Raw genomic sequence first — 26,116 nt, forward strand, 5'->3', positions numbered from 1 at the left:
GCGCTCAGGCCCAGGCGGCGCGGAGCCGGGCAGTCCTGTTGCCGGTCGCTGTTCAGGCGGACGTCGAGGTAGGCGCCGGAGCGTCGAAGACAGGCGTCATCCGCGCGGCAAAGCGACCGCCACCGGCCACGACCTCGAGGGGAATGCCAAAGCACGCTGACAGCTCCGGCCCGGTCAGCACCGCCCCGGCGGGCCCAGCCGCCACCACCCTGCCGGCGCGCAGCAGCAGGGCGTGCGTGATACCCGGCGGAATTTCCTCGACGTGATGGCTGACTATGACCGTCACGGGCGACAGCGGATCGGCGACCAACCGGGTAAGGCGTCTCAACAGGGCCTCACGGGCACCCAGATCGAGCCCTGCCGCTGGTTCATCCAGCAACAGCAGCTCGGGGTCCGTCATCAGCGCACGCGCGATCTGGACGCGTTTGCGCTCCCCTTCGGACAAAGTGCCGTATCGCCGCTCGACGAGATTTCTGCACCCGACCTGGACCAGCAGATCCCGCGCTCGCCTCAGGTCAACGTCGCTGTACTTTTCCCCGGCGCGGCCGACCACGTTCCAGGCCGCCGTCATGACCACGTCGACAACACGTTCGCTCGCGGGCAGGATGTCGGCCACGGCGGAGCTTGTCAGGCCCACCCGCCCGCGGACATCGAAGACATCCCGCTCGCCAAGCCGATCACCGAGTAGGTCCACCGTTCCCCGCGTAGGGAAAACCCGGCCCGCCGCCACCTGAAGCAGGGTTGTCTTCCCGGCACCGTTCGGCCCGAGAATGACCCAACGCTCACCGTCCGCGACACTCCAGTGGATGTCGGAAAGCAGCAAAGCGCCGTCCCGTACAACAGTTACCGCGTCCAGGCGTACCACCGCATCCGCCACGGGCCTCACGGTACGCGACGCATCGCGGTGCAGCTCCGGCCGGGCCGCGGCGCCAGCGTGGATGGTGACCTACTTCTCGATGGATCGGCGAGCCGGTGGCCTCGCCGGTAACCGCCACCGGCCGCCGACGACTACTTAGAGCGACCGGCAAGAGGGGACGCGGCGTCGCGGGGCCAGGGCACGCACCCCAGCTCCGCTCCTTGATCCACACCCCTGTTGCCGGGCGCTCTTACAGTGACAATGGAGCGGAGATCTCCGCCCACACGATCTTTCCCGAGCCGGCCGGACGTGTCCCCCACCGGGAAGCGATCAGGGATACCAGTTCAAGGCCACGACCGCCCTCGTCGTCAAAGTCCGCATGACGCCGCCGGGGCAGCCGCGGATCACCGTCCGCGACCTCCACGATCACTCTCGACGCGGTCCGGCGCAGCCGCACGGACAGCGGGGGCCGGCCGTGCACCAGCGCGTTGGTGACAAGCTCGGACATCAGCAGCACCACCGAGTCGGTGATGTCGGCCTCCACCGACCACACCGTCAGCAGGTCGTGGGCGTGCCCACGGGCCTCGCCCAGACCGGCCGGCCCCGCCGGTACAGCGATCTCGGCGAACCGGGCCGCCCCGCCTGAGTCGCTGTCAGCAAGCCCGACCAGCAGCAGCGCCACATCGTCGTCGTGGCCCTGCGCCCGGCCGAGCGCGGCCAGTGCGTGGTCCGCCCGGCTGGCCACCGATCCGCCCTGGCGCGAGAGCACCGCCGCCAGGTCTGACACCCCTGTGTCGATGTCACGATCCCGGCTTTCCACCAGCCCGTCGGTGAACAGCACCAGCAACGCTCCCCGGTGCAGCCGGACGGTGTATTCCCTGATGTCACCGCGGCCGAGGCCCAGCGGGGTACCGGCCTCCATGTAGAGCCGCGACACCAGCCCGTCCGGGGCGACGACCAGGGGTGGCGGATGGCCCGCGTTGGCGAGCGTCAGCAGGCCGGTGTGTGGTTCGACGACAGCGTAGATACAGGTCGCGATCTGGCCTTCGTCGATCTCGCAGACGATGCTGTCCAGCAGCGTCAGCACCTCGTATGGCGACAGTTCCAGGCGCGCGCAGGTCCGCACCGCGGTCCGCAGCTGGCCCATGATCGCCGCTGCCCGGACCCCCCGGCCCATGACGTCACCGATGACCAGCCCCACCCGGCCCGCGCCGAGGTCGATGACATCGAACCAGTCACCGCCTACCTCGGTGTCGGCAACGCCCGGCACGTAGCGGGCAGCGATCTCAAGCCCCTCAGGCTCGGCCACGGTCAACGGCAGGAGACTGCGTTGCAGCGTCAGCGCGGTGTCCCGGCTATGGCGATAGAGCTCGGCGTGCTCGACCGCGACCGCGGCGCGCGCCGCGAGTTCCTCCAGGAACGCGACGTCCGCCCCGGTGAAGGGCGCACGGTCCCCGGCTGCCATGAGGCTGAGCACACCCGCCACCTGGCCGCGCAGGATCAGCGGCACGGCGGCGAGGGTGTGTGCCCCCACGTGCCGCATCCAGCGGGCCATCTCCGTGGATGACAACCACGACGCGCCGCTCAGCGGTTCGATACGGCTGTGCCCGGTGAGCGCGGCGAGGGTGACCGGGCTGTCGTCCGGCCACGGACCGGTACGGGCCCGCGGCATCGGCAGCCGGGTGAGGCCGGGACGGACAGCGGCGGCCGCCCGCCGCAGGACCGGGGCACCCGGCGGCACGGCGGTTGCCCCGGCGGGCTCGTCCTGATCGCTTTGGCTGGAGCCGGCCGGCTGGGCCGGCCCCAGCAGATACACCGCGCAGGAATCAGCGAGCTCGCTGACAACGACATCGGTGAGTGCCCGCAGAGCCCGCTCGGGCTCGAGCGCGCTCGAGACCGCTCCGGTCGCGCGGGCCAGTAGTTCCAGGCGGCGGCCTGCCTCTCGCGCGGCGCCCTCGGCGATCCGTGCCATCTCCTCCGCCCGGCGGCTCGCCTGTGCCTCGGCGAGAACCCGCTCGAACAGCGTGGCGCGCTCGAACGCCTGGGCGCACTGGTCGGCAAGCGCGGTCAGGAAGGCGCGGTCCTCCGGCGAGAACTCGCGCGGCGCGCGGAAACCGAAAAACAGCGCGCCGAACGGGGCGTCGGTGGTAGCCAGTGGAAGTACCGCCCACGCGTGCTCATCGGCATCGGTGACGCTCGCGACCAGCGCTGGCACGGGCCAGCGTCCGGCGAGTTCCGCCCGGCCGGACAGAAACAACGCGCGACCACCTCGAATGGCCTCCGACAGCGGGTGGATCGCGCCCAGGTTGATGTCAGACCAGCTGCTGACGAACCATGGCGGATAGCCGAGCAGGGACCGGAAGCGCAGGCAGCCGCTGCTCTGGTCGACCAACGCCGCCCCCCTGCCGGCCGCGTCCAAGGCCTGCTGCCCGGCTTCGAGCACGACGGTGGCCACCTCGTCGACGGTCACCGCGCGCGACAACGCGGCAGTGACGAGCCGCAGGCGCTCGTTCCATTCAGCCGCGCTCCGCGCACGCGCCGCCAGCGCGCTGTGGGCGCTGGCGGCCGCGCGTGCCTCGGTGACGTCACGGCTCGTGCCCACCCACTCGACCAAATGATCATCGCTTGTAACCGGCAGGAGCCGCAGGGCGAGGATGTGATCCGTGCCGTCCGCACCGGCGAGGCGGAACTCCGTCTCAAAGACGCCGCGCCGCTCGACCGCCTGCCGCCAGGCCCGCGCGACCCGGTCGCGGTCCTCGGCGTGCACCGCGTCAAGCCAGCCGAATCCGACGATCTCCGCACGCCGCTGGCCCGTGATCGCTCGCCACCGCGGCAGGTCGACGTCCAGGCCGCCATGGGCATCCGTGTGGAAGACGTCCGCGGCCACAGCCTCGACCAGCGCCTGGCACCTGGCCTCACCGCGGGCCGCCTCGCCACGGGCGTCGCTCAACGCGGTGATATCCGTGGCGACGAAGGCCACGCCGAGCAGCGCGCCGCGGGCATCGGTCGCCGGGTACCAGCTGACAGTCCAGGTCCGCGGCGGCTGCGGGCCGTCGGCCGCGACACTGACCTCCAGGTCCACCACGGGATCACCGGTGGTGACCACCCGCTGAAGCACCTCGTCCATCTCGCGGCCGATGTCCCCCAGCAATTCCGCTGTGGTGCGACCGATGTGCTCCGCGGCAGGGCGGCCGTTCAACCTGGCCAGGACGTCGTTGACCCGCACATAACGCCCCGCGGTGTCGTAGAGGGCGAGACCGACCGGCGCTTGGGCGACGAGCGCCGTCAGGAGCTCGACAATCGGCTCCGCCGCGCCGTTCGTGCCCTCGCCGCCAGCCACTGGGCCGCGCCCGCGGGGCTCGCCATCACCGTCGTCGTCGGCCCGATCGCCGGTCGACCCAGCCGACGAAGGTCCGGACGGCTCCTCGAGGAACGGCGTCGTCATGGGAAAAGATTGTGGACGGTGGGGCAACGTTGTGCTCAATGCCCTACCCCTGACATTTCCGGCCATCGTCTGGTTGCCACCCGGTCACGAACACGCTCCGCCATGGAGCGTCCCCGGGCCCGGGACAGCTCCGACGTCGCGTGCGGATCCGGTCACCTCCGGAGCATCTTCATGGACATACCCGCTGGCGTCGTCCAGTCCGTGCTTTGGCGTGGGTGCCCACAGTTTGCGCGGCCCAGCGTCCGCGCGGGGCAGCCCGCGGCCCACGACGGCCTCCGCGGACAACACCGTGACCGACGACTTCGAGACAATGACCGGGTTCAGCGTGAGGGATGCCACCTCCGGCAGGTCGTCCGCGAGCCGCGCGACCCGCATGAGCAGCAGCTCAAGGGCTGCGACGTCGACGGTCTCCGCTCCCCGGTAACCGAACAGCAGGGGGGCGGCCCGGACCGACCGCACCAGCCGCGCCGCGTCGGAGTCGGTGAGCGGCAGGATGTGGTGGGCACGGTCACCCAACAGATCGGTGGCGGGCCCAGCCAGCCCGAAGGACACCAGCGGCCCGTATCGCGGATGCTCGAGGGAACCGACCACCACCGCGACCCCTGCCGGGGCCATCCGCTGCACGACGAATGACCCATTGGCGGCGAGCTGTGCGTCACCGCCGTTCCCGTCACCGAGCCGCGCCAGCATCGACGACCAGGCGGTCCGCAACGCCGCCGGGCCGAACAGGTCGAGCCGCTGCCCGCCGAGCTCGGGGCGGTGCCGATACGGGCGGGCACGCGCTTTGAGGGCCACCGGCCACCCGAGCCGTTCCGCGGCCAGTACCGCCTCATCGGCGGACGTGACCGTGCTGAACGGCTGGACGTCGATGCCGTAACAGTCGAGCAGATCGGCCACCCGGTCCTCGTCGAGCGGACCGGAAACGCCGGCGAGCAGCGTACGGGCCGCCTTGGCCCGCCGGGTGATCTCAGGCACCGAGCCGGCCGGCTCCGCGCGCCACGCAGCGTATGAGACGGCCCGCACCAAGGCCGCCACGGCGCCCTCCGGCGACGGATAACCCGGCACGCCAGCGAGATCCGGTGGTACCTCGGTGCCCAGAACCGTCGCGAGGACGGGCACGTCGACAACCTTCGCGGCGGCCGCGACCGCCCTCGCGACCGGGCCGGGTTCAGCCGGCGCCAGCCGCACCACCGTCGCGATCAGCGCGTCCGCACGGCCAGCCGCGTCGATGAGAACCTCGGTGAACATCTCGGGCGGGGTGCCACCCGGCAGCAGGATCCGCTCCACCGCGAGCCCGGACGCCTCCGCGGCCTGGCAGGTCAGCCAGACCAGCGCCCGGGAGTCGCCGACGACCGCGACCCGCCGCCCGGCCGGCAGCGGCTGGGCGGTCAGCAGCAGCGCCACATCGAAGCCCTGGGAGATCCGATCAACCCTGATCACGCCCGTCTGACGCAGTAACGCGTCATCCAGGGGCGAGCGGCCGCTGGTCACCACCACGACCGGCGTGCGCCGTCCGACCCGGCGGGCGAGCCGGGCGAACTTCCGCGGGTTGCCGAAGGTCTCCACGTGCATGAAGACCACGTCGGTGGCTGGATCCTCCTCCCAGAACTGCAGAAGGTCGTTGCCACTCACGTCGACCCGGTCACCCGCTGAGACAAAACAGGACAGCCCAACCCCGCGGGCAGCCGCCGCCTCCAGCAGCGCCGCGCCGAGCGGGCCGGACTGTGAGTAGCAGCCGACCCGCCCGGGCGCGGGCATCCGGCCTGCCAACGACGCGTTGAGCCCGGTGGCGAGGTTCTGGATGCCCAGGCTCGCCGGCCCCACCACACGCATGCCGAATGCGCGGGCCGCGGCTGTGACCTCGATCTCCGCCTGGTAGTCGCCGAGGTCGGTGAGCACCACCAGACCGCGGACGCCCTTACGGCCGCACTGGTCTATGATCTCGGGCACGTTAGGCGGTGGCACGCACACCACGGCCAGGTCCACCGGGCCGTCGATGTCGGCCACCGAGGCGACCGCCCGTACCGAGGCGACCGCGCCCCCGACGTCAGCCGCGGCGGGGTTGACCGGATAGACCGGGCCGGCGAACCCACCGGCCAACAGGTGCCGGAAGACCGTGTGCCCCACCGCGTCGCGATCCCGGGAAGCCCCGATCACCGCGACGGACCGCGGGTGCAGCAGCCGGACGATCGACGCGGCCTCCGCGTGGTGCTCACGGGCACGCATGACGTCCACCGAGGTCTGCGTGGGTGCGATCTCAAAGGACAGCCGGACCGCCCCACTATCCCACGCTCGTGACACGCTGTAACCAGCGTCCAGAAAAACCCCGATCATCTGACGGTTCTCGCTGAGCACATCGGCGTCGAAACGACGGATCCCGCGTTCGGACGCCGCCGCCGCCAGATGTTCCAGCAGGACCGATCCGAGGCCGCGTCCCTGGTGGGCGTCTTCTACGAGAAAAGCGACCTCCGCGGCCAACGCCGGCCGCCGCGCCCCCGGTGGCGGCTCCTCCGCATCCGTCCGATCATGCTCGGCCGCCGGCGCCGGTGCGCCCTCCCAGTGGGCGATGGCCACGATCTCGTCCCCGATGAGCGCGACCAAGGCCCCACGCACCCACTGGTCGACAACGGTCATCCGCCGGATGTCGGTATCGGTGAGCGGCCCGCGTGCGCTGAAGTAGCGGAAGTAGATGCTGCGCATCGACAGACGGCCCCAGAACGCGCGCAGCCGCTCACCGTCACCAGGTATGACCGGACGAAGCCGGGCAGTACCCCCGTCAGCGAGGATGACGTCCGCCTCCCACCTCGCCGGGTAGCTCGCCCCGGCGTCGGCCCGCATCCCGTCGTCATGGCTCGGCGGCACGGTGTCACTCATCTGTCGACGAGGGGGTCGAGACCATGCAGCGGAAGGATCTCTCGCCGGGTGGCCGCCACCGCCCGGTCCAGGGGGTCATCCGGATCACCCTCGCCTGCCTCCCAGGGATGGAAGGCGATGTCGACGCCGTCGCCGAAACGGTCGGGCGTGGGACCGCCAGCGACGGCCGCGCCGGTGGCCTCCCGCACGCGGGCGTCAGCCGTGTGCCGCCACTCCTGCGGCAGCGACCGCGAGCAGTCCAGCGGCACGTGGCCGGCAATGGCCAGCAGGTGCGTCCAGGCGCGTGGCACCACCGACGCGAGCGCATAGCCACCGCCCCCGCAGGCAACCCATCGTCCGCCGCACACGTCATGTGCCAGATCGTGCAGGGCCTGGTAGGAAGCACGCTGTCCGTCGACCGACAGTGTCAGATCCCCGAGCGGATCGAGGAAATGTGTGTCACACCCGTGCTGGGTGACCAGGATCTCAGGGGCGAACTCACGCAGCAGCACCGGAACCACCCCGCTGAACGCCCGCAGCCATCCGGCGTCTCCGGTGCGCGGCGGCAGCGCGACGTTGACCGACATACCGCTGGCCTCCCCTGTCCCGGATTCGTCCGGGAAACCGGTGCCGGGAAACAGGGTCCGGCCGGACTGGTGCAAGGAGATCGTCAGTACCCGTGGGTCATCGTAGAAAGCGGTCTGGACACCGTCACCGTGATGAACGTCGACGTCGACGTAGGCCACCCGAGCGGCCCCGTTGCGCAGCAACCAGGCGATCGCCACCGCCGGGTCGTTGTAGACGCAGAACCCACTGGCGGCGAGACGCATCGCATGGTGGAGCCCGCCCGCGGGAGCCACGGCATGGCCGTGCCGTCCCGTCCACACGCCCTCGGCCGCGGCCAGCGTCCCACCGGTAATCCGAGCGGCGGCGGTGTGCATGGACTCGAAGACCGGGTTGTCCGGCGTTCCCAGACCGAACATGGTCGCCAATCCGCGCGCGGCGTACCGCGGCGCCTGGCGCACCGCCTGCACGTACGCGGGATCGTGCACAAGTTCGATCAACTCATCCGTCGCGAGCTGAGGCGGCCGGACCGCCACCTGGGGGCCGTCCAGCACGCCGGTACGCGCGGCGAGATCCATGGTCAGCTCGAGCCGCACGGGATGCAGCGGGTGTCCGCGCCCGAAGCCGTAATCAGCCAGCTCGGAATCCCACATGACCAGTGTTGGCCCGGGATCACCACCGTCAGCGGAACCGTTCGGCCGCGAAGCACTGCCCATGATTCGACCCTACGGCGTGTTGCGGAAGCCGTCGTTCGATCAGGGAACCGCGTCCAGGTGGCTGCTGGCAAGGCCGCGAGCCGGACAGTCCTATTGCCGGGCGCTCCACGAGCGACCGGCAATAGGGGACGCGGCGTCGCCAGCGGCACAGTCCGGCCAGTCCGGCCATCCGGCCACTCCGGCCAGGCCCGCCGACCAGGCCAACCAGGCCAAAGGCGGCGGCTGGTCGCACGGCGTGATTTTTTCGACGCACCCCGGCCGTCGAGTGGACCATTTCGGCCTCCCGTATTCGTTAGGGTCTGAGTCCGTGGCTGTTGGACACGATGATGAACACGAGATTGCGCCAGATGCCGGGCCCAGGATGGATATCGCGGGACGGCGGTTGTGGACGCCATCTCCGCAGCGGGTCCGCGCCGCCGGGGTCACCGCCTATCTGGACTGGCTGGCCACCGAACGCGACCGGAAGCTGAGCGGTGCCACGGCTTTGTGGCAGTGGTCGGTGGACGACCTTGACGGGTTCTGGGACTCGATCTGGGATTTCTGCGCGGTCGAGGGCGAGCGCGGGGACGGCCCTGCCCTTGCCGACGCCCGGATGCCGGGCGCTCAGTGGTTCCCGACCGCCCGCGTGAACTATGCCGAGAACGCTTTAACGCGACATGGCCCCGCACCCGCGGTGATCGCCGTCCGCGAGGACTCGACCACCGCCGTGGTCTCCTGGGACGAACTTCGCCGCGAGGTCGCGGCGGCCGCGGCGGGGCTGCGGCGCCTGGGTGTGCGTCCCGGCGACCGGGTCTGCGCCGTGCTGCCGAACTGCGTCCATGCCGTGGTGGCCATGCTCGCCGCGACCAGCGTCGGCGCGGTCTGGTCGTGCTGTTCCCCGGATTTCGGGTCTTCCGCTATTGCCGACCGTTTCGCTCAGATCACCCCAACGGTACTCATCGGGGTGGACGGCTACACCTACGGCGGAAAGTCCTTTGACACGCTCGGCGCGCTCGGTGGCGTGGCCGACCGTCTGCCAGACCTGCGGGCAATGGTCGTGATCCCATACCTGGCCGCGGATGCCGTCGAGCGTGCCCACAAGGCCCACCTACCGGCTGTCATCTCCTGGGCGGACCTGCTCGCCGGCTGCGATGACCAGGTCCCCGCCTTCCACCGGGTCCCCTTCGACTCGCCGCTGTGGATCCTGTACTCCTCGGGTTCGACCGGCCGCCCGAAACCGATCGTGCAGGGCCATGGCGGAATCCTGTTGGAACACCTCAAGTCGCTGGTACTCCATCTCGATCTGGGACCTGACGATCGCTTCCTGTGGGTGACGAGCACCGGCTGGATGATGTGGAACCTGCTCGTGTCCGGCCTGCTGACCGGGGCGACCGTCGTGCTTTTCGACGGCAGCCCGAAGTTCCCCGACCTGGGGACCCTGTGGCGGCTCGCCGAGGCCGTCCGCATCACCTGCCTGGGAGCAAGTCCAGGCCTGCTGGCCGCGTGTGAACGCTCGGGCATCGTCCCGCGGGAGATCGCCGACCTCTCCGCGATACGTACCATCGGTTCCACCGGCTCGCCGTTGTCCCCCGCCGGGTACGCCTGGGTGTACGACGCGGTCGGCTCCGACCTGATGCTCTCGTCGGTCAGCGGCGGCACGGACATGTGCACGGCGGTCGCGGCGGGCCTGCCCACGCTGGCAGTGCACGCCGGGGAGATCTCCATGCGCGGGCTCGGGTGCGCGGTGAGCATCTTCGACGGCGACGGCAAGGAACTCGTCGACGAGATCGGCGAACTGGTGCTCACCGCGCCCATGCCCTCGATGCCGCTCTTCTTCTGGGGCGACGATGACGGCTCGCTGCTGCGCGCGTCCTACTTCTCGACCTACCACGGCGTATGGCGCCACGGTGACTGGGCCAGGATCACCCCCACCGGATCAATGATCATATATGGCCGCTCGGACGCGACCCTGAAGCGCGGCGGAGTCCGGCTGGGTACCGCCGAGTTCTACCAGGTGCTGGACAGCATCCCCGGCGTGGCGGACAGCATGATCATCGATACCTCGACCGCCGAGCGGCCAGGTGAGCTCGTGCTGTACGTCGTGCTGGACGACAACGGAACGCTTGCCGACTCCTTCATCAGCTCCCTGCTGACGACGATCAGAAGGGAGCTGAGCCCCCGGCATGTGCCTGACCGCGTCGAACAGGTCTCCGCGATTCCCCGCACCTACAACGGCAAGAAACTGGAAGTGCCGGTTCGGCGCCTGCTGCTGGGTGCAGCCCTGGAGCAGGCCGTCAACCTCGGCATGGTCGCCAATCCCGAGGCGTTGCTGCCGTTCATCCCGCCCGCGGCCAGCTGACCGGCGGCGGCCGGCAGCCCTCGCCTTCGCGCCAAAAAAAGATCCCCTGCCCGGTGACCGGGCAGGGGATCTCCACCACGACGACGCACTACATCCCGGACGCGCTACATCCCCGGATGCGTCAGTCGAGAAACTCGCGCAACCTGCTCGCGACCGCCGGCTTACGCAGTTCGCGAAGGGTGTCGCGCTCAATCTGGCGAATCCGCTCACGGGTCAGCCCGAGACGGTTACCGACCTCGGCAAGCGTGTGCTGCTTGCCGTCGGCGAGGCCGAAGCGCAGCCGCATGACCTCACGTTCACGCGGTGTGAGCCCACTCAACACGCCCTCGATCTCGTCCTGCATGGCGCCGTAGGAGGCGGCGTCCGCGGGAGAGGTGGCATCCGCATCCTCGATGAAGTCACCGAGGACCGAATCCCCGTCGTCGCCCACCGCGGTCTCCAGGCTGACCGTGTCCTGGGCGTACCGGCGCAGTTCGACGACCTGCTCGATCGGCATGTCGAGCTCCAGAGCCAGCTCCTCGTCAGTCGGTTCCCGACCGAGTGTGGAGACGAGCTGGCGCTGCAGCCGAGTGATCTTGTTGATCTGCTCGACGACATGGACCGGGATCCGGATCGTCCTGGCCTGATCGGCCAGTGCCCGACCGATCGCCTGCCTGATCCACCAGGTGGCGTAGGTCGAGAACTTGTAGCCCTTGGCGTAGTCGAACTTCTCGACCGCGCGGATCAGCCCGAGGTTTCCCTCCTGAACCAGGTCGAGCAGGGTCATGCCACGACCGCTGTACTTCTTGGCGACCGAAACCACCAGGCGCAGGTTCGCCGAGACCAGCTGCTGTTTTGCCGCATGCCCGTCCCGGACCAGGGTCCCGAGATCGCGCCGCAGCGCCGGCTCCAGGTCGGAGTCAGTGTCCAGCTTGTACTCGGCAAACAGGCCGGCTTCGACCCGCTTGGACAGCTCGACTTCCTGCGCGGCGTTGAGCAGGGGTACCTTGCCGATCTCGCGCAGGTACATGCGCACGAGATCGGCCGTTCCGGCATGCTCCGAGGTTGCGCGGGCAGCCGGTGCTCCACCTGTTGACTCCTCCTCGTCGAGAACCTCGACGCCAAGGGCTGTCAACCGGGCAGTCAGAACGGGAAGTAGTTCAAGACCGAGGTCAGCGGTCTCGAGCGCTTCGCGAAGTTCGGCGCGGCTCAATTCGCCGGATTCGCGCCCACGCGCGACAAGCTCGGCGACCTGAGTAACGTCGAGTTCGTCGGTATCATCGGGCACGGCGGCCAGGCCACGGCCGGGCACCGTGCGTGCAGGAGTGGCCGACCGACGGGTGCGCCGCGTACTTGTGGCACGCGTACGCGGCTCGTCGGGGCGCTCATGAAGTTCCAGGGCAGGCAGCGTCATCAGTAGCAGATCCGAAGGTCGGTGCGGGTGGCGGGTCTTGGTGCTTGCACGTATGGGCAACGCCTGACGGCGTCCCTCCCATTCCGCGTTCAGACACAACCGGACGTAAGCGATCGCCGGGTCTACGAAGCAGTGTAGACCCTCGCTCTCGGGACGCCGCACCCGCTGTCGCGAAGACTACCCTGCGGACCGGCCGGTGTGTCGCGAATAACTAACTATCTCTTCAGGCCCGCTCTTCAGGTCTCCGCGGCCACGATGTCAATACCGAGCCCAGGAACAACAAATCGCCAATACAGCACCAACCTCCATCGAAACCCATAAGGGTGGTTACGGTATGGCGCCGCACCCGCCGCGCAGTGACCATTCGCGCCAAACAGGGGTCCGTTGATCAGAATTCGAGAGTGGTACCGCGGGCGCGGCGCGGCGACCACTAGCTACAGCCGCTGGTGGAGCCACATTGCTCGCACACGTAGCAGCTACCGGCCGGCCGCATGGTCACCCCGCAGGTGAAACACAGCGGCGCGTCCACGGCGTTCTGCGCCGACAGCGACTCTCCCACCGGGACCTCCGCCGGCAGCGAGCCCCGCAGCTGGACCATCGACCGCACAACCGGGAAGGCATGCTCGTGCCCGGCCTGCCGCGCCTCCGTCATTGGGTCAGCTCCGGTCAACCGGTCAGTGGAGAGCTCGGCGCCGACCGTGTCGACCGGCTCCGGAGCTGACGCTACTGACGCCGACGCCGACGCCGGCTCCACGAGAGCATCAGATACGTCCACCGCGCCCGGCCCGCCATACTGCCCGGTGAGCTGACGCGCCCGCTCCTGGGCGCTCAGCACACCGAGTTCCGCGCGGGTTTCCTGGGGCAGGTAGTCCAGCGCCAAGCGGCGGAAGAGGTAGTCCATCACGGACTGCGCCATCCGGACATCCGGGTCGTCGGTCATGCCGGCCGGCTCGAAACGCATGTTGATGAACTTGCGGACGTAGGCGTCCAGCGGGACACCGTACTGAAGCGCGATCGAGATCGCAATGGAAAACGCGTCCATGACACCTGACAGGGTGGAGCCCTGCTTCGACATCTTGATGAAGACCTCGCCGAGACCGTCATCGGGATAGGACCCGGCGGTCATGTAGCCCTCCGCGCCACCGACGGAGAAGGACACCGTCCGGGAAGGCCGGATCTTCGGTAGGCGGCGACGGACGGGCTGGTACTCCTCCGGCGGCCCGCCGACAGCCAGCGCGGCCGCCGTGCCGGTGCCCGCAACCGCTCCCGCGGACCTCCTCGCGCCACGCAGGTCGGACAGCGGCTGGCCGACCTTGCAGTTGTCCCGGTAGATGGCCAGGGCCTTCAGCCCGAGCCGCCAGCCCTCGAGGTAGATCCGCTCGACGTCCTCGACCGTCGCCGAGGACGGCATGTTGACAGTCTTCGAAATAGCTCCGGACAGAAACGGCTGGACCGCCGCCATCATCCGAATATGCCCCATGGGGCTGATCGCCCGCTCGCCGATCGCGCAGTCGAACACCTCGTAGTGCTCGCGGCGCAGGCCCGGGGCGTCGATGACATGGCCGTGCTCGGCCACGTACTCGACGATCGCCTCGACCGTCTCCTCCGCGTAGTCGAGAGCCCGCAGCGCGGCGGGAACCGTCTGGTTGACGATCCGCATGCTCGATCCGCCCACCATCTTCTTCATCTTCACCAGCGCGAGGTCGGGCTCGATGCCGGTGGTGTCGCAGTCCATCGCCAACCCGATCGTGCCGGTCGGAGGGAGCAGGCTGACCTGCGCATTACGCCATCCGTGCTTCTCGCCCAAGGCGTGCGCACGGGCCCATTCAGCGGCGGCCAGGGCGAGCACCCGGGCATCATCCGCTCCGGCGTTGCGGACCGTGTCCGTCGCGGCGGCGTGCTTACGGATCACCCGGCGATGGGCCTCAGCGTTGCGCGCGAAGCCGTCGTACGCCCCCATGACGCCCGCGAGCTGCGCCGAGCGCCGGTAGGCCGCCGCGGTCATCAGCGCGGTGATCGCGCCAGCCATTGCCCGGCCGCCCTCGGAGTCATACGCGCGGCCTGTCGCCATGAGCAGCGCACCGAGATTTGCGTAGCCGATCCCGAGCTGGCGGAACGCCCGGGTCACCCGGGTGATCTCCGGGGTCGGGAAGTCAGCGAAACAGATCGAGATGTCCATCGCGGTGATGACCAGCTCGACGGCGGCGACGAACGCCTCCGCGTCGAAGGTCAGATCGTCGCGCAGGAACCGCATCAGGTTCAGCGAGGCCAGGTTGCAGCTGGAGTTGTCCAGGTGCACGTACTCGCTGCACGGATTGCTGGCGCTGATCCGGCCGGACTCCGGGCAGGTGTGCCAGTCGTTGATCGTGTCGTCGTACTGGATCCCGGGATCCGCGCAGTCCCACGCGGCCTGCGCGATGGTGCGGAACAGCGACCGCGCCCCGATGGTCTCGATGATCCGCCCGTCGATCCGGGCCCGCAGGTGGAAGTCGGTGCCGTCGAGCACCGCCCGCATGAACTCGTCCGTCACCCGAACCGAGTTGTTGGCGTTCTGGTACTGCACCGAGACGATGTCACGGCCGCCGAGGTCCATGTCGAAGCCGGCATCCCGCAACGCTCGGATCTTGCTCTCCTCACGGGCCTTGCTCTCGACAAAGTCGACGATGTCGGGGTGATCGACGTCAAGCACGACCATCTTCGCGGCTCGCCGGGTCGCGCCACCTGATTTGATCGTCCCGGCCGAGGCGTCGGCTCCACGCATGAAGCTGACCGGGCCGGACGCGGTACCGCCGGAGGAGAGCAGCTCCCTGGACGAGCGGATGCGTGACAGGTTCAGCCCGGCACCCGAGCCACCTTTGAAGATCAGGCCCTCTTCCCGGTACCAGTTGAGGATCGACTCCATCGTGTCGTCGACGGACAGGATGAAACAGGCCGAGACCTGCTGCGGTGCCGAGGTGCCGACGTTGAACCACACGGGGCTGTTGAAGCTGAAGACCTGGTGCAGGAGCATCCAGGTCAGCTCCTGCGCAAAGACCTCGGCGTCGGTCTCCGACGCGAAGTACCCGTTCTGCTGCCCGGCGGCCGCGTAGGTGCGCACGACCCGGTCGATGAGCTGGCGCAGTGACCATTCGCGCGTGGCAGCGCCCAACGCGCCGCGGAAGTACTTGCTCGTGACGATGTTCGTGGCGTTCACCGACCAGAAGTCAGGGAACTCCACCCCGCGCTGCTCGAAGTTGACCGAACCGTCCCGCCAGTTGGTCATCACGACGTCCCGCAGCTCCCAGGTGACCTCGTCGTAGGGATGTACGCCGGGCGACGTGTAGACACGTCCTACTTTCAGGCCGGTGGTCTTACCAGCGGGCCGGGTCGACTTCGTGCCGCGGGTCTCGGTCATGGCGCTCCTCGTCTGGCGGATACGGCATTAGGGCGGCGACTAGGGCGTGTTTCGGCAGCCACCTGGACGCGGCTCCCTGATCGAACGACGACTTCCGAAACACGCCGTAACCAGCTGGTGAACTACCTGGCCTGCGTCCGAAGACCGGCGATCGCGGTCTCGAAGTCCGCCAGGGAGTCGAAGGCCAGGTACACCGAGGCGAACCTCAGGTAGGCGACCTCGTCAAGATCTCGCAGTGGGCCGAGAATCGCTCGGCCGATCTCGTCCGAGGGAATCTCGGCCGCTCCGGACGCACGCAGCGTGTCCTCGACCAACTGAGCAAGCTGGGCCAGCGCGTCCGTCTCCACCGGTCGGCCCTGGCACGCCCGGCGTACCCCCGCCACCACCTTCGCGCGGCTGAACGGCTCGGTGACCCCGCTGCGTTTGATGACCCGCAGTGATGCCTCCTCGATCGTCGTGAACCGGCGGCCGCAGGACGAGCACGATCGCCGACGGCGGATCACGGCACCTTCCTCGGTCTCGCGGCTGTCGACAACCCTGCTGTCCGGGTGTCGACAAAACGGGCATCGCACGGACGATCCCCCAAAATCTTGATGACTTACACCTTCGTAACTACCACATGTTGTGGTGGACGATAGAGTCAGCCACCACGACCTGGCAAACCCGCCGGCGTGTCCAACGGTCAGGGCAGGCGAAGCGCCTGGCCCGGAACAAGATCGGTGGTGCCGAGTTGATTCATACCGGCCAGCCGCGCCACAACCACCCGGGTGTCACCCTCGGGCGCCAGCCCACGCGCTATCCCCCACAGGGTCTCCCCGGACTGGACCACATGAACACGCGCCGGCCCGCCACCCCCACGCGACGAGGCCAACGAGGTCACCCGCGCGAGAGACAGGACCAGACAGAAGACAGCCGCGACGAGGACGACCAGGACCGCCCGACCCCTCCTGGTCAACCTCAGCGGAGGCTCAGCCGACCTCTCCACCACACACTCCTTCAACCTCCGAGATCGCAAACAACGAACATCCGTTCGATCGAACTCCCGATCGAGTTTCTACCGCACGACCCCGACGGAATCGCCACGACACGCTCGAACAGACGTTTGAGAAATTCGGTCACGGCAGTTACGGTCGTACCGATGAGATGTCGGTTGTGACCACCAGCGCCGGTTCCCGGCAAAACCACTGGGTCCGCCGGGAGCGGAGTCTGCCACGACCGCGAAACGAAGGAGAACGGCAGGTATGACCACCGACCCCAACCGCACCCGACGTGGCCGGCCACCACGCGGCAGCGTGCGCGACCTGCCGGACGGGCCGGCGGACGCGTCGGGCCTGACCCCCCGCCAGCGCAAGGTGCTGGAGGTGATCCGCAATGCCGTCGAGCGCCGCGGATACCCCCCCAGCGTGCGCGAGATCGGCCAAGCGGTCGGGCTGACCAGCACAAGCAGCGTCGCGCATCAGCTCAGGATGCTGGAGGAGAAGGGCTTCCTACGGCGTGACCCCCACCGCCCGCGGGCCATGGAGGTACTTTCCGCGGACGCACCGGTCCGCCCGGCGGCACGCGACAGCCTCCGTCTCGGGGCACCAGCGATGCCGGCTGCCGGTGCCGACGGATCGGTGGTCCCGTCGGACGGCCATCGCGACGCGGCCTACGTACCCGTCCTCGGCCGCATCGCGGCGGGCGGACCGATTCTTGCCGAACAGGCGGTTGAGGAGATCTTCCCTCTTCCCCGCGAAATCGTCGGCGAGGGCACCCTGTTCATGCTGCGCGTTGTCGGGGATTCCATGGTCGATGCCGCGATCTGCGACGGGGACTGGGTGGTCGTCCGGCAACAGCCGGTCGCGGACAGCGGCGAGATCGTCGCCGCAATGATCGATGGTGAGGCCACGGTCAAGACCTTGCGTCACCGTGATGGCCATGCATGGCTTCAACCGCAGAACCCGGCCTATGCCGATATTCCGGGTGACGAGGCGGCGATCCTCGGCCGGATCGTCGCGGTTCTGCGCCGGGTCTGATCGTGGCTGGCTGTGCCGACCGGGAGAAAGCCGGACGCATGGTGGCGGTCGTCGGGCCGACGGCGGCCGGCAAAAGCGAACTTGCGATCGACCTTGCCGCCGTACTCGGCGGTGAGGTCGTCAATGCCGACTCCATGCAGCTTTACCGCGGCATGGACATCGGCACAGCCAAAGTACCGACGCGGGAGCGCAGAGGCGTCCCGCACCATCTGCTTGACATCTGGGAAATCACCCATACCGCCGACGTGGCCTCCTACCAGGCCAGAGCACGAACCGTCATCGACGATCTGCTCAGTGCCGGCCGGACCCCGGTGCTCGTCGGCGGCTCAGGGCTCTACCTCAGGGCTGTCATCGACGACCTCAGGTTTCCCGGCACCGACCCGGCGGTACGCGCGCGCCTTGAACAGGAACTGTCCGAACGTGGGGCGGCCGCGTTGCACGCCGACCTGACCGCGCGGGCGCCGAAAGCGGCTGCCGCCATCCTGGCCAGCAATGGTCGCCGCATCGTGCGCGCGCTGGAAGTGCTGGAGCTCACCGGCGGCTTCGCCGCCTCCCTACCGGAACACCGCGCGGTCTATGACGTCGTCCAGATCGGCCTCGACCATCATGACCTTGATATCCGAGTCGCCGACCGCGTGGCGGCGATGTGGGCTGCCGGCATGGTCGAAGAGGTCCAGACGCTCGCCGGTCTGGGCCTGCGCAAAGGACGCACCGCCTCACGCGCCCTGGGCTACGCGCAGGTCCTGGCGTGGCTGGATGGCGAGATCGAATCCAGCGAAGCCGCCCGGCTCGCGACCATTGCCGCGACGCGCCGATTCGTCCGCAGACAAAGGTCGTGGTTTCGCCGCGATCCCCGCATAATTTGGCTAGACCATCCCGACGTCGATCAGGTGGCGGGCATGGTCAGCTCAGCCTGACATGCGATGGGTACCGGCGACCCGTTCATCCCGGCGTCTGGAGACATCTGTGACCGCGCTCGAGCTGAACCTCGTCCCGGCCCTGTGCGCCGCGTTCGACGACGGATCGTTGCAGTTGCATTACCAACCCGAGGTTGACCTGCACAACGGGTCGGTCCCGGCGATGGAGGCGTTTCTGCGTTGGCAGCATCCCGATCGTGGGTTGATGCGCCCGTCACAGTTCATGCCGGTCGCCGAAGCGGCCGGCCTGTCCGAACAGGTCGGCCGCTGGGTGCTGCGGACCGCTGTGACGGAGGCTCGGACGTGGCACGAGATGGCTTCAGGGACCACGATCCGCCCACCTCGCCTGTGGGTGAACGTCACCGCCGACCAGCTGATCCGGCCGGATTTCGCGGCCGAGGTGGAACACCTCGTGCGTGGCCGGGGGCTGCCGCCGGGAGCCCTCGGGCTGGAGTTCACCGAACAGACTCTTGGGCTGGCGCACATCGGGGTCCCCCGCCTGTTGGCCCAGTTACGCTCGTTCGGGCCAGCGATCGGCGTTGACGGGTTCGGCACCTGGTATGCTTCGATGTCGACTCTTGATGTCCTGCCGCTGGACATGGTGAAGATCGACGGTCGGTTCCTTCATGCGATGCAACGGGACCTGGAAGGTGAAGCCGTTCTGGCCTCGATCATTACGCTGGCTCACCGACGCCGGCTGATGGTGGCGGCAGAAGGTGTCGACAGCGCCGTCATCGCATCCAGGTTGGCGGCGATGAACTGTGACCGCGGCGCCGGCCGGCTGTTCTGCCCGCCCGTTCCCACCGACGACGCCCGGATGATCGCCCTCGGCCGCGGCCGGCCAGACCGGTGGCAGCAGCGATCGGTCCATCCGCGGCGTCTTCCCGCCCCACGTCCCGCCACGCCGCCACCGTACCGATGCGCGCCCCCGCCGGTGCCGGCTGAGCACGGATCGACCATCCGGATGCAACCGTGTGTCAGAGAAGGGCAAATATGACGCTTCCCGCCGTTGAGGACACCATCCGCGACCAGTTCTTCGACGCCACCGGCGAGGGACTCGATCTCGTCGATCGAGCGGCCCTACGCCGAGTTCCGGGTCTGACGACCGAACTCGACGACGTCACCGAGGTCGAATACCGCCAGCTCCGGCTGGAACGAGTCGTCCTCATCGGCGTGTGGACCGCCGGGACCGCCACCGACGTCCAGACCTCCATGACCGAGCTCGCGGCACTCGCGACTACGGCGGGCTCGGTCATCCTGGACGCGCTCGTCCAGCGCCGTGACACTCCCGACGCCGCGACCTACGTCGGTTCCGGCAAGGCCCGGGAACTGTGCGAGGTCGTTGCCGCTGTCGGCGCCGACACCGTTGTCTGTGACGGGGAACTGACCCCGGGCCAACTGCGCCAGCTGGAGGATGTCGTAAAGGTCAAGGTCATCGACCGGACCGCGCTGATCCTGGATATTTTTGCCCAGCACGCGACCTCCCGGGAAGGCAAGGCGCAGGTCGAGCTTGCTCAACTGCAGTACATGCTGCCGCGGCTGCGCGGCTGGGGTGAGTCGATGTCACGGTCCGGCGGCGGCATCGGCACCCGGGGGCCCGGTGAAACAAAGATCGAAACCGACCGGCGGCGCCTGCGCGCGCGCATGGCCAAACTCCGCCGGGAACTCGCCGACATGAAGACGGTCCGGGCGACGAAGCGGTCCTCACGGCAACGCAGCAGTGTACCCGCGGTCACGATCGCCGGGTACACCAACGCCGGCAAGTCCTCGCTGCTCAACCGCCTGACCGGCGCGGGCGTGCTCGTCGAGGATGCGCTGTTCGCCACGCTTGATCCAACGGTACGGCGGGCCACGCTCCCGGACGGCCGGATCTTCACCCTCGCGGACACCGTTGGCTTCGTCCGCCATCTGCCGCACCAGATCGTCGAGGCGTTCCGCTCGACCTTGGAGGAGGTCGCGGACGCCGATCTTCTCCTGCACGTGGTCGATGGTTCGCATCCCGATCCGATGTCACAGATTTCGGCTGTCCGCACGGTGATCAACGACGTCGACGCCGGTGACGTCCCCGAGCTGATCGTGGTGAACAAAACCGACCTGGCTGACCCGGAGGTACTGGCTCGGCTACGCCGAGAAATCCCAACCGCGGTCTTCGTGTCGGCCCGCACCGGCGAGGGCCTGACCACCCTGGTGGAGGCGCTGACCGAACATGTACCGCACCCCGCGGTTGACGTGCGTGTGCTGGTGCCCTTCGCCCGCGGGGATCTGGTGTCCCGGGTCTACGCCGACGGCGAGGTCCTCGATCTCGGGCACACAGCGGACGGCACCGTTCTGCGGGCTCGGGTACCGGTCGGCCTCGCCGCCCAGCTCGCCGTGTTCCAGCTCGAACCAGCCTGAAAAACGGATGGGCAAGCCGACCGGTCGAGCTCGATAGCTATACCGCCCGTATAGCTATGCCGCCCGCTGGCCGACGGCCTCGCGCCAGAAATCGATCAGCACCGCCGCGGTAGCCGGTGGATTTTCGGTCGCGGGTGAGTGCGCGGCGTCAGGGATCACTTCGTAGCGGGCGCCGACACGCGCGGCCATGTCCGCCTGCAGATGCGGCGGCCAGGCGTCATCGGCGATGCCGTGCGCAACCAGAACAGGCGCGGCGGCCTCGCGGATCACAGCCGCGAGCTCGCCGACCCGGTCAGGCTCGTCAAGGAGCTGCTCACCCATGACCCGCAGGCCAATGTCGCTGCTGGCGAAGAACCTGCGCTCAAGGAACTCCAAACCACCCGGTGGATAGACGGTGGTGTCCGCGACGCGTACCGCGGCCCACACCGCGTCGCGACCGCTGCGGTCGTAGACGATCCGCATGGCTCGCAACGCGATCCGGCGGGCGCCGACGATGCCAGCGGGGCCCGAGCTGAGCAACACCAGGCTGGCCATGACCGAAGGCCGGTTAATGACCGCGGCACGGGCGACCAGACCGCCAAAGGAATGGCCGAGCAGATGCACCGGCCGGCCGATCTCGTCGACCACGCGCCCTACATCCACAGCCAGTGCCTCGACCATGCAGTCTCGTTCCGGATCAGCGGCCGGCGACTCGTACTGGCCACGCTGGTCGATCGCGATGACATTGAACCCCGCCTGCGCCAGCTCTGTCATGATCAGCAGATAGTCCTCCTTGCTCCCGGTGTACCCGGGCAGCAGGACGACCGGTGGATCAGCTGGTGAGCCAGCTCGCAGCGCCGCCAGACCCGCGCAGGTCAAGCGCCGCACTCCTGGTGGCAGTTCCGTCGACGTCAAGAGCATTACTAGCGACTCCCCCATTTCCAGCAGGCGACCATGTACCCCACACCGTAAGGCGCACCAACATACTCAGCGTAAGATATCCATGACCGTTCGTGCGTGTCACTCGGCCTGGAGACAAGACTCGCGCCAGCCAGCACCTGCCACGAGGCACGGCCCGCCGCCATCAGCTCACGGGAGAGAGCGGGCTCGAGCCGCAGCAACGCGGGCGCGTCAGCCGCGGCCAACGCCGCCGCCACCGTGTCGTCATGAGCCGCGGCGCGTTCATCAAAGCCGCCGGGAGCGCCGACCGTCCGCCGCGCGCTGCCGTCCGCCATCACCAGGAACGCGACCCTGGCCGCACGTTGAGCCAACGTGACGCCGATGTTGGCGGCCTCCCGCGGGACGGTCATCGCGCTCACGCCGAATCCGGCCACGTCCCCCTGCCATGCCGTCTGTTCGAGCAGCCAGGCTCCGACCGTCAACGACAACGGCAACGTCGGCCGGTCCGGGCATCGCTGACCAGGTTGGCTCGCCTGTCCCAGCACTACCGAGCGGGCCACCCCGAAACCGGTCAGGGATCCCGACTGGCCGGCCGCATATGCCGCCGTTCGTGGGGCATCGCCGACAACCACGAGAAGGTCCGGGTCCCATGCGACCAGCCGACGAACAGCCTGGATTGCCGGTTCTCGCACAGCTACCGGCTCGCCTCGCGCCACCTCGGGAATGAGCAATGGTGGATGCGGGCAGGTCACCGCCGCGAGCAGCATTACCGGTGGCGCGTGGGCATACCGAGGTCGGTCAGCCGCCGCGTCATCCCGGCCTCCCCAACATCGCTCGGTGTGTGCCGCGCGATCTGCCAGAGGTCACCCGCTCTGGTCCGTCGATGGGTCAGCGGCGGATCGTCCGCCACAAGATGGTGCGGCGCGCCTCTGGTGATCACAGTTTCGATCACATCACCGGGCCGTATCCCTGGGTCCGCGCTGTCGGAAACAGCTGGTGGCCGCAGGTGGACAAGCCGGCCGTCACGGGCGCGGCCGGACCGTCGCCCGGTGGCGGCATCCTTGCGCCCCTCGCCCTCGACGACCAGTACCTCCACCCGCTGGCCGACGAGCATGCGGTTGGCCTCCCAGGAGATCTCCTCCTGCACGGCCACCAGCCGGTCATAGCGGTCCTGAACGACTGCCCGGTCCACCTGGCCGGCCATGGTCGCCGCCGGGGTACCGGCTCGCTGGGAGTACTGGAACGTGAAGGCGCTGGCGAACCGCGCCTCGCGTACCACCTGCAGGGTGTCGGCGAAGTCGGCCTCGGTCTCCCCAGGGAAACCGACAATGATGTCGGTGGTGATCGCGGCGTGGGGCAATGCCGCCCGCACCCGCTCGACGATCCCGAGGAACCGGTCCTGCCGATAGGAACGGCGCATCCGCCGCAGCACCGCGTCCGATCCCGACTGCAACGGCATGTGCAGCTGCGGGCAGACCGCCTCCGTCGCCGCCATCGCCTCGATCACATCGTCGGTGAAGTCGCGTGGATGCGGCGAGGTAAACCGGACCCGTTCCAGGCCATCAACCGTCCCGCAGGCACGCAGCAGTTTCGCGAATGCTCCCGGGTCACCCAGTGACCGGCCATAGGAGTTCACGTTCTGGCCGAGCAGGGTAATCTCCAGAACACCCTCGGCGACCAGGGCGTCGACCTCGGCGAGGATCTCCCCGGGCCGACGGTCAGTCTCCCTGCCCCGCAAGCTCGGCACGATACAGAACGTGCAGGTATTGTCACAGCCAACGCTGATACTTACCCAGGCCGAATGATGGGCTGCCCGCTTGGCGGGAAGTGCGCTGGGAAAGACCTCCAAGGCTTCAGCGATCTCGACCTCGGCCACCGCGTTGTGCCGAGCGCGCTCCAGCAGCACGGGCAGCCGGTGGAGATTATGCGTCCCGAAGACGACGTCCACCCAGGGCGCGCGTTCGGCGATCAGCCCGCGGTCCTTCTGCGCGAGGCAGCCGCCGACGGCGATCTGCATTCCCGGGTGACGCTGCTTGGCCGGGAACATCTGGCCGAGGTTGCCATAGAGCCGGTTGTCGGCGTTCTCCCGCACCGCGCACGTGTTGAAGACCACCAGATCAGGAGTGACGTCAACGCCGGTTTCAGCTGGCACGTAACCAGCGGCCTCAAGCATGCCGGCGATGCGTTCGGAATCATGGACGTTCATCTGACAGCCAAACGTCCGGACCTGATAGCTGCGGGGACTCACGCAGCCAGCCTACGGTGCGCAACCCGGACCTTCCTGGTCCGCCAGCCCCAATGCCGTCGCGGCCCGGGTCAGCGGCGGGGTGCGTGCGCGCAGGACCTCGCCGCCCAGGATGACGAAACACCGCTGCCCCCTCCCATCGATCATGGTAGGGCGGATCAGCGGGCGACCTCAACGGCGCGGGTCTCCCGGACCACGGTGACCCGGATCTGACCGGGGTAGGTCAGCTCGTCCTCGATCTGCTTGGCGACGTCACGAGCCAACATGTGGGCGGCAATGTCATCGACCTGATCCGGGACGACCATCACCCGGACCTCACGACCCGCCTGCATCGCGAACACCCTTTCAACGCCCGGACGCCCAGCGGCGATCTGCTCGATGCGTTCGAGGCGCTTGACGTAGGACTCCAGGCTCTCCCGGCGAGCACCTGGTCGCCCACCGGAAATCTGGTCAGCGGCCTGGGTGAGAACGGCTTCGATCGAACGCGGCTCAACCTCGTTGTGATGCGCTTCGACCGCATGCACCACCTCCTCGTCCTCACCGTAACGGCGGGCGATCTCGGCACCGATGAGGGCATGGCTGCCCTCCACCTCGTGGGTCAGCGCCTTGCCAAGATCGTGCAGCAGCGTTCCCCGCTTGGCCAGAGCTGGTGGCAGCCGCAGCTCAGCTGCCATGATCCCCGCCAGATGGGCGGACTCGACAAGGTGCGCGAGAACGTTTTGGCCATAGCTGGTCCGATACCGCAGGCGTCCGAGCAGGGCGATCAACTCCGGGTGCATCTCCGCGATCCCGGTCTGCATAAGCGCGTCCTCGCCAGCGCGGACGCAGCGAGCCTCAACCTCACGCCTGGCCCTTTGGTACTCCTCCTCAATGCGGTGTGGATGAATACGCCCATCCGAGACCAGGGCCTCCAAGGTGATTTTCCCGACCTCACGCCGCACCGGATCGAAACAGCTCAACAGGACCGCCTCCGGCGTGTCATCGATAATGACATTCACCCCGGTGACCGACTCGAACGAGCGGATGTTGCGTCCCTCGCGGCCGATGATGCGGCCTTTCATCTCGTCGTTGGGCAGGTGCAGCACAGAAACGACCGATTCCGTGGTCGCTTCCGCGGCGACGCGCTGAATCGCCAACGTCACGATTTTCCGAGCCCGGTCCTCGCCCTGCTCACGAGCTTGCGCCTCAATATCGCGGACGAGCACGGCGGCATCTCGACGAGCATCGGCCTCGACAAGTTTGACAAGCTCGGCACGCGCCTGGGTCGCGGTGAGCCGGGCCGCGCTCTCCAGCGTCTGGCGACGCTCCTCCTCCAGATCAACAAGCTCAGCCCGACGCCTGGCGAGATCAATTTCTCGAGCGGCAAGATCACGATCTCGGGTCTCGAGCTCGCGTGCCTGCTCATCAATCACGGCCGCGCGAACCTCCAGGCGCTGTTCGCGCTGGACGAGCCGAGCATCCTGCGCGTGGAGCTCGGATCGCAGCTGCCGCACCTCCGCTTCGGCCTGCGCCCGGAACGTCTCGGCCGACTTGCGGCCTAATTCGCGTGCTTCCGCCTCAACAAGGGAGGCCCGCAACACGGATTCGGCCTCCGCCCGCTCCTGCACCGCCCGTGCCCCCTCCTCAGCCCGGCGTAGCAGCTCGGCGCCATCCCGCTCCGCCTGTTGGGCGTCAAGGAGCCCGGCCGACTCCTCATGATCTGTACCGGGACGATGCGCCGTCAGCGCGCCCGAGCCCAATACCCGAACGAGCAGTACGGCTATGACCACCAAACCCACGAGCAGGCAGGCCCCAAGCACAGCGAGGAGAACACCCATCGGTCCTCCTCCCGCTGCCGGCCATGGCCCGCAACTAGCGGGCCGGAGCGGCGAGGGGCCCACGAAACGGGCCGTTCCGAAACTTCAACCCGTGTCGTTGCGGACAGCCGGGTTGAGCCCAAACGAACGCGACGACGTCCACAGACATCGCGATCCGGGCCAACCACCCTCGTGTGAAGTTGTTTCACGCTATCGGAACCGCGTCACCGCGGGAGCCCTCTCACCTTCGGTGAGAGTAGGTCTGCGGCTCTCGAACGGTCAAGAAATGCTAGTGGTCGCCGCTGGAAGTT

The 26,116-nt window shown here is 68.5% G+C and carries 17 protein-coding genes; 5 read left to right on the forward strand and 12 right to left on the reverse strand.

The genetic code is table 11. The annotated features are described in order from the left end of the window. Window positions 1-52: 52 nt before the first annotated feature. The 4 genes from MJ785_RS02755 to MJ785_RS02770 all read right to left on the reverse strand — a co-directional run bounded on the left by MJ785_RS02755 (window position 53) and on the right by MJ785_RS02770 (window position 8,434). Window positions 53-877, reverse strand: a complete 825-nt coding sequence (locus MJ785_RS02755) for an ABC transporter ATP-binding protein (RefSeq protein WP_239308846.1) — start codon at window positions 875-877, stop codon at window positions 53-55. Between the two features lie 229 nt (window positions 878-1,106). Next, a complete protein-coding gene (locus MJ785_RS02760) occupies window positions 1,107-4,301 on the reverse strand; it encodes a SpoIIE family protein phosphatase (RefSeq protein ID WP_239380000.1) in 3,195 nt (1,064 codons plus the stop codon). Between the two features lie 84 nt (window positions 4,302-4,385). Continuing rightward, complete coding sequence (locus tag MJ785_RS02765; protein ID WP_239380001.1) at window positions 4,386-7,175, reverse strand: bifunctional GNAT family N-acetyltransferase/acetate--CoA ligase family protein; 2,790 nt, start codon at window positions 7,173-7,175, stop codon at window positions 4,386-4,388. Then, the gene (locus MJ785_RS02770) at window positions 7,172-8,434 is read right to left on the reverse strand and encodes an acetoin utilization protein AcuC (protein ID WP_239380002.1); all 1,263 of its coding nucleotides are present in this window, start codon (window positions 8,432-8,434) and stop codon (window positions 7,172-7,174) included. Before MJ785_RS02770 ends, MJ785_RS02765 begins: the two co-directional genes overlap by 4 nt. Before the next feature lie 361 nt (window positions 8,435-8,795). Here MJ785_RS02770 and MJ785_RS02775 point away from each other — a divergent pair, with 361 nt between their 5' ends. Beyond that, window positions 8,796-10,772: an acetoacetate--CoA ligase gene (locus MJ785_RS02775; RefSeq protein ID WP_239308850.1), complete on the forward strand. Its 1,977-nt coding sequence runs from the start codon at window positions 8,796-8,798 to the stop codon at window positions 10,770-10,772. A 121-nt stretch (window positions 10,773-10,893) separates the two neighbouring features. Here MJ785_RS02775 and MJ785_RS02780 read toward each other — a convergent pair whose 3' ends face one another. From MJ785_RS02780 to MJ785_RS02795, 4 genes are all read right to left on the reverse strand, one after another. Next, window positions 10,894-12,165, reverse strand: coding sequence for an RNA polymerase sigma factor (locus MJ785_RS02780; RefSeq protein WP_239308851.1), 1,272 nt, complete (start codon window positions 12,163-12,165; stop codon window positions 10,894-10,896). A gap of 430 nt (window positions 12,166-12,595) precedes the next feature. Then, window positions 12,596-15,559, reverse strand: coding sequence for a vitamin B12-dependent ribonucleotide reductase (locus tag MJ785_RS02785; protein WP_239308852.1), 2,964 nt, complete (start codon window positions 15,557-15,559; stop codon window positions 12,596-12,598). A gap of 122 nt (window positions 15,560-15,681) precedes the next feature. Then, window positions 15,682-16,131: a transcriptional regulator NrdR gene (gene nrdR, locus MJ785_RS02790; protein WP_239308853.1), complete on the reverse strand. Its 450-nt coding sequence runs from the start codon at window positions 16,129-16,131 to the stop codon at window positions 15,682-15,684. 110 nt (window positions 16,132-16,241) lie between these two features. Next, a complete protein-coding gene (locus MJ785_RS02795; RefSeq protein WP_239380003.1) occupies window positions 16,242-16,547 on the reverse strand; it encodes a LysM peptidoglycan-binding domain-containing protein in 306 nt (101 codons plus the stop codon). Between the two features lie 253 nt (window positions 16,548-16,800). On the opposite strand from MJ785_RS02795, the gene lexA reads away from it, so the two are divergent. Genes lexA through hflX form a run of 4 tightly spaced genes read left to right on the forward strand, consistent with a single transcriptional unit; the run spans window position 16,801 to window position 20,885 of the window. Next, on the forward strand, window positions 16,801-17,574 hold the full coding sequence (gene lexA, locus MJ785_RS02800) for a transcriptional repressor LexA (protein ID WP_239308855.1): 774 nt from the start codon (window positions 16,801-16,803) through the stop codon (window positions 17,572-17,574). A gap of 38 nt (window positions 17,575-17,612) precedes the next feature. Then, window positions 17,613-18,491, forward strand: coding sequence for a tRNA (adenosine(37)-N6)-dimethylallyltransferase MiaA (gene miaA, locus MJ785_RS02805; RefSeq protein WP_239308856.1), 879 nt, complete (start codon window positions 17,613-17,615; stop codon window positions 18,489-18,491). A gap of 49 nt (window positions 18,492-18,540) precedes the next feature. Next, window positions 18,541-19,488, forward strand: coding sequence for an EAL domain-containing protein (locus MJ785_RS02810; protein WP_239380004.1), 948 nt, complete (start codon window positions 18,541-18,543; stop codon window positions 19,486-19,488). Next, the gene (gene hflX, locus MJ785_RS02815; RefSeq protein ID WP_239308858.1) at window positions 19,485-20,885 is read left to right on the forward strand and encodes a GTPase HflX; all 1,401 of its coding nucleotides are present in this window, start codon (window positions 19,485-19,487) and stop codon (window positions 20,883-20,885) included. The genes MJ785_RS02810 and hflX overlap by 4 nt, the downstream gene beginning before the upstream one ends. Before the next feature lie 54 nt (window positions 20,886-20,939). Here hflX and MJ785_RS02820 read toward each other — a convergent pair whose 3' ends face one another. The 4 genes from MJ785_RS02820 to rny all read right to left on the reverse strand — a co-directional run bounded on the left by MJ785_RS02820 (window position 20,940) and on the right by rny (window position 25,826). Continuing rightward, window positions 20,940-21,752, reverse strand: coding sequence for an alpha/beta fold hydrolase (locus MJ785_RS02820; RefSeq protein ID WP_239308863.1), 813 nt, complete (start codon window positions 21,750-21,752; stop codon window positions 20,940-20,942). A gap of 35 nt (window positions 21,753-21,787) precedes the next feature. Then, window positions 21,788-22,456, reverse strand: coding sequence for a hypothetical protein (locus MJ785_RS02825; protein ID WP_239308859.1), 669 nt, complete (start codon window positions 22,454-22,456; stop codon window positions 21,788-21,790). A gap of 74 nt (window positions 22,457-22,530) precedes the next feature. After that, window positions 22,531-23,970: a tRNA (N6-isopentenyl adenosine(37)-C2)-methylthiotransferase MiaB gene (gene miaB, locus MJ785_RS02830; protein ID WP_239308860.1), complete on the reverse strand. Its 1,440-nt coding sequence runs from the start codon at window positions 23,968-23,970 to the stop codon at window positions 22,531-22,533. 197 nt (window positions 23,971-24,167) lie between these two features. After that, window positions 24,168-25,826, reverse strand: a complete 1,659-nt coding sequence (gene rny / locus MJ785_RS02835; RefSeq protein WP_239308861.1) for a ribonuclease Y — start codon at window positions 25,824-25,826, stop codon at window positions 24,168-24,170. Window positions 25,827-26,116: the final 290 nt, after the last annotated feature.

The organism is Protofrankia sp. CiT1 (genome assembly GCF_917627335.1).
Lineage (GTDB): Bacteria > Actinomycetota > Actinomycetes > Frankiales > Frankiaceae > Protofrankia.